General features: G+C 71.3%; 11 protein-coding genes. All 11 read left to right on the top strand.

Going from position 1 to position 12,248, the window contains the following annotated elements; all coding sequences use genetic code 11:
• Positions 1–213 precede the first annotated feature (213 nt).
• The 11 genes from ACOBQB_RS03690 to ACOBQB_RS03640 all read left to right on the top strand — a co-directional run bounded on the left by ACOBQB_RS03690 (position 214) and on the right by ACOBQB_RS03640 (position 12,207).
• Positions 214–2,025, top strand: a complete 1,812-nt coding sequence (locus tag ACOBQB_RS03690) for a DUF5941 domain-containing protein (protein ID WP_423590367.1) — start codon at positions 214–216, stop codon at positions 2,023–2,025.
• The gene (locus tag ACOBQB_RS03685; protein WP_423588731.1) at positions 2,022–2,759 is read left to right on the top strand and encodes a sugar phosphate nucleotidyltransferase; all 738 of its coding nucleotides are present in this window, start codon (positions 2,022–2,024) and stop codon (positions 2,757–2,759) included. Before ACOBQB_RS03690 ends, ACOBQB_RS03685 begins: the two co-directional genes overlap by 4 nt.
• The gene (locus ACOBQB_RS03680; protein ID WP_423588730.1) at positions 2,747–3,811 is read left to right on the top strand and encodes an iron-containing alcohol dehydrogenase family protein; all 1,065 of its coding nucleotides are present in this window, start codon (positions 2,747–2,749) and stop codon (positions 3,809–3,811) included. Before ACOBQB_RS03685 ends, ACOBQB_RS03680 begins: the two co-directional genes overlap by 13 nt.
• A complete protein-coding gene (locus tag ACOBQB_RS03675) occupies positions 3,789–4,568 on the top strand; it encodes a CDP-alcohol phosphatidyltransferase family protein (RefSeq protein ID WP_423588728.1) in 780 nt (259 codons plus the stop codon). Before ACOBQB_RS03680 ends, ACOBQB_RS03675 begins: the two co-directional genes overlap by 23 nt.
• 62 nt (positions 4,569–4,630) lie before the next feature.
• Positions 4,631–5,485 carry a glycosyltransferase family 2 protein gene (locus ACOBQB_RS03670; protein ID WP_423590365.1) on the top strand — a complete coding sequence of 285 codons (855 nt, stop codon included), beginning with the start codon at positions 4,631–4,633 and terminating at the stop codon, positions 5,483–5,485.
• Between the two features lie 95 nt (positions 5,486–5,580).
• Positions 5,581–6,525 (top strand): ABC transporter permease, encoded by a 945-nt coding sequence (locus tag ACOBQB_RS03665; RefSeq protein ID WP_423588727.1) that lies wholly within the window; start codon positions 5,581–5,583, stop codon positions 6,523–6,525.
• On the top strand, positions 6,518–7,324 hold the full coding sequence (locus ACOBQB_RS03660) for an ABC transporter ATP-binding protein (RefSeq protein WP_423588726.1): 807 nt from the start codon (positions 6,518–6,520) through the stop codon (positions 7,322–7,324). The genes ACOBQB_RS03665 and ACOBQB_RS03660 overlap by 8 nt, the downstream gene beginning before the upstream one ends.
• 369 nt (positions 7,325–7,693) lie before the next feature.
• Complete coding sequence (gene hpnC / locus ACOBQB_RS03655; RefSeq protein ID WP_423588724.1) at positions 7,694–8,593, top strand: squalene synthase HpnC; 900 nt, start codon at positions 7,694–7,696, stop codon at positions 8,591–8,593.
• Positions 8,590–9,540 carry a presqualene diphosphate synthase HpnD gene (hpnD, locus tag ACOBQB_RS03650; RefSeq protein WP_423588722.1) on the top strand — a complete coding sequence of 317 codons (951 nt, stop codon included), beginning with the start codon at positions 8,590–8,592 and terminating at the stop codon, positions 9,538–9,540. Before hpnC ends, hpnD begins: the two co-directional genes overlap by 4 nt.
• 124 nt (positions 9,541–9,664) lie before the next feature.
• Positions 9,665–11,071, top strand: a complete 1,407-nt coding sequence (gene hpnE, locus ACOBQB_RS03645) for a hydroxysqualene dehydroxylase HpnE (RefSeq protein ID WP_423590364.1) — start codon at positions 9,665–9,667, stop codon at positions 11,069–11,071.
• On the top strand, positions 11,068–12,207 hold the full coding sequence (locus tag ACOBQB_RS03640; protein ID WP_423588720.1) for a polyprenyl synthetase family protein: 1,140 nt from the start codon (positions 11,068–11,070) through the stop codon (positions 12,205–12,207). The genes hpnE and ACOBQB_RS03640 overlap by 4 nt, the downstream gene beginning before the upstream one ends.
• Positions 12,208–12,248: the final 41 nt, after the last annotated feature.

The raw sequence follows: 12,248 nt of genomic DNA, 5'->3' as shown, positions 1-12,248 counted from the left end.
CGGTTTGGAGGGGCGGGCCCCCATCCACCATGATGATCGCGCAGGCCGAGGCCCTCGCAGGCCGCCCTTATCGGGGCGTGAACGGGCGGTGAACGCCCGCTTCTCATCATCCGATAGCCTCTGCCGACGTGCCGCCCGGCCGCCGTGCCAGGGGCGCCCCCCTTACGCACGTGCCCGGCGCGAGCCGCGCCGGGACTCAAGGAGTGAGTTCGTCTGTCGACCGCCATCCTCACCGGTCAGCCGGTCCCCGGGTCGCCGCTCGAAGGCGATCTGCGGTCCCTCGGCTTCGACGTGCGGGTCGCCTCCGACGCGGCGGACGTGGCGACACTGCTCGCCGCCGTGCCGGGTGACCAGCGCGTCGCCGTCGTCGACGCGCGCTTCGTCGGTCACGTCCACGCGCTGCGCCTGGCCCTCACCGACCCCCGCTTCGCCGCCTCCGCGGTGCCCGGCGCCGTCACCGCGAAGCCGGCGGCCCGCACGGCCCTGACGCACGCGCTGCGGACGAGCGCCGAGACCGCGGCCTCGCTCCCGGACTCCATCGCCGCGGCCATGGAGTCCGAGACCTCCGAGGGCACGGACGTACACCGCCCCGAACTCGGCACCCTCGTCGCCACCGTCCCCACCGACCCGCAGACGCGCAACGAAGCCCGGCAAGCCGTCGCCGCCGTCGACGACGAGGCCGTCCGCCTGCGCACCGCGGTCAAGTCGCGGGACGGCTTCTTCACGACGTACTGCGTCTCCCCGTACTCGCGCTACATCGCCCGCTGGTGCGCCCGCCGGGGCCTGACCCCGAACCAGGTCACCACCGCCTCGCTGCTCACCGCCCTGATCGCGGCGGGCTGCGCGGCCACCGGGACGCGCGGCGGCTTCGTCGCCGCCGGCCTGCTGCTGATCTTCTCCTTCGTCCTGGACTGCACGGACGGACAGCTCGCCCGCTACTCCCTGCAGTACTCGACGCTCGGCGCCTGGCTGGACGCGACGTTCGACCGCGCCAAGGAGTACGCCTATTACGCGGGCCTCGCGCTCGGCGCCGCTCGCGGCGGAGACGACGTATGGGCGCTGGCGCTCGGCGCGATGGTGCTCCAGACCTGCCGGCACGTCGTCGACTTCGCCTTCAACGAGGCGAACTCCGATAGCACCGACAGCACCGCCACGACCGCCAACACCAGCCCCACCGCCGCCCTCTCCGACAAGCTCGACAGCGTCGGGTGGACGGTCTGGGTGCGCCGGATGATCGTGCTGCCCATCGGTGAGCGCTGGGCGCTCATCGCCGTGCTCACCGCGGTCACCACCCCGCGCGTCACCCTCGTCGTCCTGCTCATCGGCTGCGCGCTCGCCGCCTGCTACACCACGGCCGGCCGCGTCCTGCGCTCGGTGACCCGCAAGGCCGCCCGCACCGACCGCGCCGCCGGAGCCCTGGCGGACCTCGCCGACAACGGCCCGCTGGCCTCGGCCTTCGCCGCGCTCAAGCCGGGTGCCTGGCTGCGCGCCGCCCCCGTGCTCGCCTTCGTCGGCGGCGCCGCGCTCGTCGGCGCGGCGCTGAGCAACCCCTACGGCAGCCCCGTGGTCGTGGCCGCCGCCGCGCTGTACGTCGCCCTGTCGGGCCTCGCCCTGGCCATGCCCCTCAAGGCCCCCCTCGACTGGCTGGTCCCGCCGTTCTTCCGCGCCGCCGAATACGGCACGGTCCTTGTCCTGGCGGCCAAAGCCGACGTGAACGGGGCGCTTCCGGCGGCTTTCGGACTGGTGGCCGCGGTCGCCTACCATCACTACGACACGGTGTACCGCATCAAGGGCGGTACCGGCGCGCCGCCGGCCTGGCTGGTGCGCGCCATCGGCGGCCAGGAGGGCAGGACCCTCGTGGTCGCGCTGGCAGCGGCCCTGCTGCCCGCCACAGATTTCACCGTCGCGCTCACGGCACTCGCCGTGGCCGTGGCACTCGTGGTGCTCGTCGAGAGCATCCACTTCTGGGTGACCGCTCACAAGCGTGGCGCACCCGCCGTACACGATGAAGGAGAACCCGCATGATCGGCCTCGTGCTGGCGGCCGGCGCCGGACGGCGTCTTCGCCCTTACACGGACACCCTGCCCAAGGCCCTGGTGCCCGTCGACGGCGACACGACCATCCTCGACCTGACGCTCGGCAACTTCGCCGAGATCGGTCTGACCGAGGTCGCGATCATCGTCGGCTACAAGAAGGAGGCCGTCTACGAGCGCAAGGCGGCTCTGGAGGCGAAGTACGGCCTCAAGCTGACCCTGATCGACAACGACAAGGCCGAGGAGTGGAACAACGCCTACTCCCTGTGGTGCGGCCGTGACGCCATCAAGCACGACGTGATCCTCGCCAACGGCGACACCGTGCACCCCGTCTCCGTCGAGAAGACGCTGCTCGCCGCCCGCGGCAACGGCCAGAAGATCATCCTCGCCCTCGACACGGTGAAGCAGCTCGCCGACGAGGAGATGAAGGTCATCGTCGACGACGCCAAGGGCGTCCAGCGCATCACGAAGCTGATGGACCCCTCCGAGGCCACCGGCGAGTACATCGGCGTCACCCTCATCGAGGGCTCCGCGGCCGACGAGCTCGCCGACGCGCTGAAGACCACCTTCGAGCGCGACCCCGACCTCTACTACGAGGACGGCTACCAGGAGCTGGTCAACCGCGGCTTCAAGGTCGACGTGGCCCCGATCGGCGACATCAAGTGGGTCGAGATCGACAACCACGACGACCTCGCCAAGGGCAGGGAGATCGCGTGCCAGTACTGACGAGGCTCATCCCCTCGCCGGTCGTCGTCGACATCCGGCCGGGGGCGCTCAACGACCTGGCCGGTGTCCTCGCCGACCAGCGGATCTGCTCGTCGACCGGCAAGCTCGCCATCGCCATCAGCGGTGGCTCCGGTGCGGTCCTGCGCGACCGCCTCATGCCGTCGCTGCCCGGCGCCGAGTGGTTCGAGGTCGGCGGCGGCACCCTCGATGACGCCATCAAGCTCGCCGACGCCATGAAGAAGGGCCGCTACGACGCGGTCGTCGGCCTCGGCGGCGGCAAGATCATCGACTGCGCCAAGTTCGCCGCGGCGCGCGTGGGCCTGCCGCTGGTCGCCGTCGCGACGAACCTGTCGCACGACGGCCTCTGCTCGCCCGTCGCGACCCTCGACAACGACGCGGGCCGCGGCTCGTACGGCGTGCCGAACCCCATCGCGGTCGTCATCGACCTCGATGTGATCCGTGAGGCGCCCGTCCGTTTCGTCCGCTCCGGCATCGGCGACGCCCTCTCCAACATCTCCGCGATCGCGGACTGGGAGCTGGCCGCCCGCGAGCGCGGCGAGGACATAGACGGCCTGGCGGCCGCCATGGCCCGCCAGGCAGGCGAGGCCGTCCTGCGCCACCCCGGCGGGGTCGGCGACGACGGCTTCCTCCAGGTCCTCGCCGAAGGTCTGGTCCTCACCGGCATCGCGATGTCCGTGTCGGGCGACTCCCGCCCGGCGTCCGGCGCCTGCCACGAGATCAACCACGCCTTCGACCTCCTCTACCCCAAGCGCGCCGCCAGCCACGGCGAGCAGTGCGGCCTCGGCGCGGCCTTCGCGATGCACCTGCGCGGTGCCCGCGAGGAGTCCGCGTACATGGCCCAGGTGCTGCGCCGCCACGGCCTGCCCGTGCTGCCGGAGGAGATCGGCTTCACCGTGGACGAGTTCGTGAAGGTCGTGGAGTTCGCTCCGCAGACCCGCCCGGGCCGCTACACGATCCTGGAACACCTCGACCTGTCCACCGACCAGATCAGGGACGCATACGCCGACTATGCAAAAGCCATCGGTAGCTGAGCTCCGCCCGGTCGTTCACCCCCCGGGGGTGAAGGACCGACGCAGCGGCGAACACTGGGCCGGCCGGCTCTACATGCGCGAGGTCTCCCTGCGCATCGACCGGCACCTGGTGAACACGCGGGTCACGCCCAACCAGCTGACCTACGTGATGACCGTCGCCGGCGCCCTCGCCGCCCCGGCCCTGCTGGTGCCGGGGATCACGGGCGCCGTGCTCGGCGTGCTCGCGGTCCAGCTCTACCTGCTGCTCGACTGCGTCGACGGTGAGATCGCTCGCTGGAAGAAGCAGTACTCGATGGCGGGCGTCTACCTCGACCGCGTCGCCGCCTACCTGTGCGACGCCGCGGTCCTGGTCGGCTTCGGTCTGCGCGCCGCCGACCTGTGGGGCACCGGACGCATCGACTGGCTGTGGGCCTTCCTCGGCACCCTGGCGGCCCTCGGCGCGATCCTGATCAAGGCCGAGACCGACCTCGTCGGTGTCGCCCGCCACCAGACGGGCAAGGAACCGGTCAAGGAGTCGGCGTCCGAGCCGCGCTCCTCCGGTATGGCGCTGGCCCGCAAGGCCGCCGCCGCGCTGAAGTTCCACCGGCTGATCCTCGGCGTCGAGGCGTCCCTGCTGATCCTGGTCCTCGCGATCGTGGACCAGGCCCGGGGCGACCTGTTCTTCTCGCGCGTCGGTGTCGCGGTCCTCGCGGGCATCGCGATGCTCCAGACTGTGCTCCACCTCGTGTCCATCCTCGTATCGAGCAGGTTGAAGTGAGCACCCCGGATACCCAGGGCACCCCGGCACAAGAGCTGACAGTCGGCGCGGTCATCATCACGATGGGCAACCGGCCGCAGGAGCTGCGCGCCCTCCTCGACTCGGTCGCCAAGCAGGACGGCGACCGGGTCGAGGTGGTCGTGGTCGGCAACGGCGCCCCGGTGCCGGACGTCGCGGCGTACTCGTCGGTCGTACGCACGATCGAACTCCCCGAGAACCTCGGCATCCCCGGCGGCCGCAACGTCGGCATCGAGGCCTTCGGCCCCGGCGGCACCGACGTCGACATCCTGCTCTTCCTGGACGACGACGGTCTGCTGGCCCACACCGACACGGCCCAGCTGTGCCGCGAGGCCTTCGCCGCCGACCCGGAGCTCGGCATCATCAGCTTCCGCATCGCCGACCCGGATACGGGCGTCACCCAGCGGCGCCACGTGCCGCGGCTGCGGGCCTCCGACCCGATGCGCTCCTCGCGCGTGACGACGTTCCTCGGCGGCGCCAACGCCGTCCGTACGAAGGTCATCGCCGAGGTCGGCCCGCTGCCCGGTGAGTTCTTCTACGCGCACGAGGAGACCGACCTCGCCTGGCGCGCGCTGAACGCCGGGTGGATGATCGACTACCGGTCCGACATGGTGCTCCTGCACCCCACGACCGCCCCCTCCCGGCACGCGGTCTACCACCGCATGGTGGCCCGCAACCGCGTCTGGCTGGCCCGCCGCAACCTCCCCGCGCCGCTCATCCCGGTCTACCTGGGCGTCTGGCTGCTCCTCACCCTCGCCCGCCGCCCCTCGCGACCGGCGCTGAAGGCCTGGTTCGGCGGCTTCAAGGAGGGCTGGACGACGCCGTGCGGCCCGCGTACGCCCATGAAGTGGCGTACGGTGTGGCGGCTGACGCGGCTGGGCCGACCTCCTGTCATCTGACAAGCTCGGATCTGAGAGCATCTGGGCCATACCCCGGTCCCTGGCCCAGGCCTACGCCCGACCGGCTGCGCTCCTGAAGACGAAAGTTTCCACTCGTGAGTGAGACAACGCATGACGGCGGAGTCGCGGTGACAGCATCCCCGTCGACACCGCCGCCCGATGACGGGCTCTCCCGCGCCGAACTCGCCGCCAAGTACGGTCTGACCGTCAGCGGCGCGCGGCCCGGACTTTTCGAGTACGTCCGCCAGCTCTGGGGGCGGCGCCACTTCATCGTCGCCTTCTCCCAGGCCAAGCTCACCGCCCAGTACAGCCAGGCCAAGCTGGGCCAGCTGTGGCAGGTGGCGACGCCGCTCCTGAACGCGCTCGTCTACTTCCTGATCTTCGGCCTGATCCTGGAGGCCGACCGGGGCTTCGAGCGCGAGGTCTACATCCCGTTCCTGGTCACGGGCGTCTTCGTCTTCACCTTCACGCAGAGCTCGGTGATGGCGGGCGTCCGGTCGATCTCGGGCAACCTCGGCCTGGTGCGCGCGCTGCACTTCCCGCGCGCCTCGCTGCCGGTCTCCTTCTCGCTCCAGCAGCTCCAGCAACTGCTCTTCTCGATGATCGTGCTGTTCGTCATCACGATCGGCTTCGGCAGTTACCCGAAACTGTCGTGGCTCTTGATCCTCCCGGTTCTGGTGCTCCAGTTCCTCTTCAACACCGGCCTCGCGATGATCATGGCGAGGCTGGGCAGCAAGACCCCCGACCTCGCGCAGCTGATGCCGTTCGTGATGCGTACGTGGATGTACGCGTCCGGCGTGATGTTCTCCATCCCCGTCATGCTCCAGGACAAGCCGGCCTGGATCGCGGACTTCCTCCAGTGGAACCCGGCCGCCATCTACATGGACCTGATGCGGTACGCGCTGATCGACGGTTACGGCGAGAAGTACCTGCCGATGGGGCAGTGGGCCTGGGCGATCGCGGCGGGCTGGGCCGTCCTGCTCGCCGTCGGCGGCTTCGTGTACTTCTGGAAGGCTGAGGAGCGGTACGGCCGTGGCTGACGACAAAACGAACCTCGACAAGGCTCCCGGAGCCTCCCAGGGGCACATCCCCACCGTCATCGCCGACGAACTGCACATCGTCTACCGTGTCAACGGCGCGAAGACCGGCAAGGGCAGTGCCACCTCCGCGCTGAGCCGCATCCTCAGGCGCGGCGAGGAGCGCGGCGTACGCAAGGTGCACGCCGTGCGCGGCGTCAGCTTCACCGCCTACCGCGGCGAGGCCATCGGCCTGATCGGTTCGAACGGCTCGGGCAAGTCCACCCTGCTGCGCGCCATCGCGGGCCTGCTCCCCGCAGAGCAGGGCAAGGTCTACACCGACGGCCAGCCCTCCCTGCTCGGCGTGAACGCGGCCCTGATGAACGACCTGACGGGTGAGCGCAACGTCATCCTCGGCGGGCTCGCGATGGGCATGTCCCGCGAGCAGATCAAGGAGCGCTACGAAGAGATCGTCGACTTCTCCGGGATCAACGAGAAGGGTGACTTCATCACCCTGCCGATGCGCACGTATTCGTCGGGCATGGCGGCCCGCCTGCGGTTCTCCATCGCCGCGGCCAAGGACCACGACGTCCTGATGATCGACGAGGCCCTGGCCACCGGCGACCGCAAGTTCCAGAAGCGCTCCGAGGCCCGCATCCGGGAGCTGCGCAAGGAGGCCGGCACGGTCTTCCTCGTCAGCCACAACAACAAGTCCATCCGTGACACCTGCGACCGCGTGCTCTGGCTGGAGCGCGGCGAGCTGCGCATGGACGGCCCGACCGACGAGGTCATCAAGGAGTACGAGAAGTTCACGGGCAAGTAGGTCGTCTGTTCACGCGCGAGTAGCCCGTTTGCGCCATCGCGGACGTACTCGTTCGGGGGCAGGGCCCCGCAGGGATCTTCCCGGCGGGGCCCTGCCGTGTCTCCGGCCCCGCCGCGCCCCACCGGGCTCTCAACTCGGCGGCGTGCGGGCAAGGTTGATGCCGATCGGTGTGTTGTTGTGATGTGCCGAACACCCCGACGATGCGTGCGGGGTTGTACAACGTAAGCTGTACCGGTGCTGATTCGCGGCAAGTGGGGCGATATCGCGCGGCGCCCCGGCCGGGCCACGGCCCGTCTCGGCCAGGGCTGGGCGGCGTGTCCGAAATAGGATGTATTGGGTCGGCGGTGTAGAACGGGAGATGTGACGGCAATGGCTACGGATGATCTCCACCTCCGCGATGCATCCGCCGTCCTCGACAAGGCCGCGCACGAGAACTTCCCCGTGGCTCCCTTCTTCTTGCCCCGGGCCTGGCGCGAGGAGCTCATGGCCGTCTACGGCGTCGTGCGGCTCATCGACGACATCGGCGACAGCGACCTCGCCCCCGGCGCCGGGCACGCCCGCAGCCTCGGTGTGGACCCCGCCGACGCCCGCGATCCGCTGCGGCTGCTCGACGGCGTCGAGGCCGATCTCGGCACGCTCTTCGAAGGCGGCGTGGCCGGCCACCCGCTGGTGCGGGCGCTGGCGCCGGCGGCCGAGCGCGGTGTCCTCACCCCCGAGCCCTTCCTCGCCCTGATCGCGGCCAACCGCCAGGACCAGCACGTTTCCCGCTACGAGACGTACGACGACCTCATGGCGTACTGCGCGCTCTCGGCCAACCCCATCGGCCGCCTGGTCCTCGCCATCACCGGCACCGCGACCCCCGAACGCCTCCGCCGCTCGGACGCCGTCTGTACCGGCCTCCAGATCGTCGAGCACATCCAGGACGTCGCAGAGGACCTGCGGCGCGACCGTATCTACCTGCCCATCGAGGACATGTCGCTCTTCCACGTCAGCGAGGCCGACCTGGCCGCGCCCACAGCAGGCGCATCGGTGCGCGCACTGGTCGCGTACGAAACGGAACGCGCCCGCGGCCTCCTGAATGAAGGCACCCCTCTGGTGGGTAGCGTCCACGGCAGGCTGAAGCTGCTGCTGGCCGGTTTCGTGGCAGGGGGGAGGGCGGCGGTCCAGGCGATCGTCGCCGCCGGACACGACGTACTTCCCGGTCCACCCAAGCCCACCAAGCCCCGCCTGTTGCGCGAGGCAGGGGCGGTTCTGCGAGGAGAGGGGTGAGCCGGGCCGTGGAGTCGGATCAGCACGTGTCGGCGCCGGTACTCGCCGCCTACAGCTATTGCGAGACCATCACCGGGCAGCAAGCACGGAACTTCGCGTACGGCATCAGGCTGCTGCCGGCGCCCAAGCGGCGCGCCATGTCCGCGCTGTACGCCCTCTCCCGCCGCGTCGACGACATCGGCGACGGCGCGCTCGCACCGCGGGTCAAGGCGGAGCGGCTCGACGACACGCGCAAGCTCCTCGCCCGCATCCGCGAGGGCGAGGTGGCCGAGGACGACACCGACCCGGTGGCGGTCGCCCTCGCGCACGCCGCCGCGCACTTCCCGATCCCCATGAGCGGCCTCGACGAACTCATCGACGGCGTCCTGATGGACGTACGCGGCGAGACGTACGAGACCTGGGACGACCTGAAGGAGTACTGCCGCTGCGTCGCCGGGGCGATCGGGCGGCTCTCCCTCGGCGTGTTCGGTACGGAGCGGGGGGCGCTCCATGCCGAGCGCGCGCCGGAGTACGCCGACACGCTCGGCCTCGCGCTCCAACTCACCAACATCCTCCGGGACGTTCGCGAGGACGCCGAAGGCGGGCGGACCTACCTGCCCGCCGAGGACCTCGCGACGTTCGGCTGCTCCGCCGGGTTCTCGGGCTCCGAGCCGCCCGCCGGATCGGACTTCGCGGGCCTCGTCCACTTCGAGGTCCGCCGCGCCCGCGCCCTGTTCGCCGAGGGCTACCGGCTGCTTCCCCTGCTGGACCGGCGCAGCGGTGCCTGCGTCGCCGCCATGGCCGGCATCTACCGCCGCCTCCTCGACCGCATCGAGCGGGAACCGGAGGCCGTCCTGCGCGGCCGCGTCTCCCTGCCGGGTCACGAGAAGGCGTACGTCGCCGTGCGCGGCCTGTCCGGTCTCGACGCGCGCAACGTCTCACGGCAGACCGTCAGGAGGCGCGCGTGACGCGCGACCGGAGCGCCCATGGGGCAGTTGGGACAGCCCCCGCGAACGGGCGGGCAACCCTGCGCTCCAAGGCCGCGTCCCAGACTGCGACGGCCGAGAAGGAGGGTGCGTGAAGAGCGACGACATGCGGCCCGAGGGGACCGCGTACGCCGAAGGCCGCCCTGGTGGGGCGGCCGCCGTGGTGATCGGCGGCGGACTCGCCGGCATCACCGCCGCGCTCTCGCTGGCCGACGCCGGGCTGCGCGTGACGCTGCTCGAAGGGCGGCCGCGCCTCGGCGGCCTCGCGTTCTCCTTCCGCCGCGGCGAGCTGACCGTCGACAACGGCCAGCACGTCTATCTGCGCTGCTGCAACGCCTACCGGTGGTTCCTCGACCGGGTCGGCGGCGCCCATCTCGCCCCCTTGCAGGAACGCCTCGACGTGCCCGTGCTCGACGCCGACCGAGGCCGCCTCGGACGGCTGCGGCGCACCGCGCTGCCCGTGCCGCTGCACCTGGCGGCGAGCCTCGCCACGTATCCGCATCTGTCGGTCGCCGAACGCGCCCGGGTCGGGCGCGCCGCGCTCGCCCTCAAGGGGCTCGACCCGGCCGACCCGGTACTCGACGGCCAGGACTTCGGCAGCTGGCTGGCCGGGCACGGCCAGTCGGCGCGCGCCATCGAGGCGCTGTGGGACCTCGTGGGAGTCGCCACGCTCAACGCCGTCGCGGGCGACGCCTCGCTCGGACTCGCCGCCATGGTGTTCAAGACCGGGCTGCTCTCGGACCCCGGCGCCGCCGACATCGGCTGGTCCCGGGTGCCGCTGGGCGAACTGCACGACACGCTGGCCCGCAAGGCGCTCGACTCAGCGGGCGTGCGCACCGAACTGAGGGCCCGGGTCACCTCCATCTCCCGTACCGGGCACGGCGGTTGGCGCGTGGACGTGCCCGGCGAGACCATCGACGCCGACACCGTCGTCCTCGCCGTGCCCCAGCACGAGGCGCACGACCTGCTCCCGGACGGTGCGCTCGACCAGCCCGACCGGCTCCTCGACATCGACAACGCGCCGATCCTCAACGTCCACGTCGTCTACGACAGGAAGGTGCTGAAGCGGCCGTTCTTCGCCGCCCTCGGCACACCCGTCCAGTGGGTCTTCGACCGGACCGAGGCATCCGGCCTCACCGAGGGCCAGTACCTCGCGCTCTCCCAGTCCGCCGCGCACGACGAGATCGACGCGCCGGTCGCCGCCCTGCGCGAGCGCTACCTGCCCGAGCTGGAGCGGCTGCTGCCCGCCGCGCACGGCGCCGAGGTGCGGGACTTCTTCGTGACCCGCGAGCGCACGGCCACCTTCGCCCCGACCCCCGGTGTCGGCCGGCTGCGGCCCGGGGCCCGCACCAAGGCACAGGGCCTCTACCTCGCGGGCGCGTGGACCGCCACCGGCTGGCCCGCGACCATGGAAAGCGCCGTACGCAGCGGCATCAGCGCGGCCGAGGCCGCCCTCTGTGCCCTCGACCGCCCCCGCGACCACCTCTTCGTATTCGAGGAGGCGGCGGCGTGAAGCTCGACTTCCTGGGGTCAGGTCCCCAGCGAACCCGCACCGGAACAACCGGAACCAGAGGAGAAACTGTGCCGACTGTGCCCTCGGCCGAAACGGCTGCCGACACGGTGGACGTGACCTCGCTGCTCGAACGCGGAAGGACCCTGGCCACCCCGGTGCTGCGGGCCGCCGTGGACCGCCTCGCGCCGCCCATGGACACGGTCGCCGCCTACCACTTCGGCTGGATCGACGCCGCGGGCAACCCGTCCGACGGCGACGGCGGCAAGGCCGTGCGCCCCGCGCTCGCCCTGCTCTCCGCCGAGGCCGCGGGCGCGGCCCCCGAGGTCGGCGTCCCCGGAGCGGTCGCCGTGGAACTCGTGCACAACTTCTCGCTGCTGCACGACGACCTGATGGACGGCGACGAGCAGCGCCGCCACCGCGACACCGTGTGGAAGGTGCACGGCCCCGCGCAGGCCATCCTCGTCGGCGACGCCCTCTTCGCCCTCGCCAACGAGATCCTCCTGGAGATCGGCACCGTCGAGGCGGGCCGCGCCACGCGCCGCCTCACCACCGCCACGCGCGCCCTGATCGACGGCCAGGCGCAGGACATCTCCTACGAGCACCGCGAGCGGGTCACCGTCGAGGAGTGCCTGGAGATGGAGGGCAACAAAACCGGCGCCCTGCTCGCCTGCGCCGTCTCCATCGGCGCCGTACTCGGCGGCGCGGACGACCGCACCGCCGACACCCTGGAGAAGTACGGCTACCACCTCGGCCTCGCCTTCCAGGCCGTCGACGACCTGCTCGGCATCTGGGGCGACCCGGACGCCACCGGGAAGCAGACGTGGAGCGATCTGCGTCAGCGCAAGAAGTCCCTGCCCGTCGTCGCCGCGCTCGCCGCGGGCGGCCCCGCCTCCGAACGCCTCGGCGAACTGCTCGCCGCCGACGCCAAGAGCAGTGACTTCGACAGCTTCTCCGAGGAGGAGTTCGCCGCGCGCGCCGCCCTGATCGACGAGGCCGGGGGACGCGCGTGGACCGCCGAGGAGGCCCGGCGCCAGCACACCATCGCCATCGAGGCGCTGGACACCGTCCAGATGCCGGACCGGGTGCGGGCGCAGCTCGTCGCGCTCGCCGACTTCGTCGTCGTACGAAAGAGATGATCACTATCGCCCGTATATGACTCGCAGTCGCCGGCCGGCGC

The sequence above is a fragment of the Streptomyces sp. G5(2025) genome (assembly GCF_049542075.1).
Classification (GTDB): domain Bacteria; phylum Actinomycetota; class Actinomycetes; order Streptomycetales; family Streptomycetaceae; genus Streptomyces.
The sequence above is the reverse complement of the archived record's forward strand: the minus strand, read 5'-3'. Positions and strand labels throughout refer to the sequence as shown.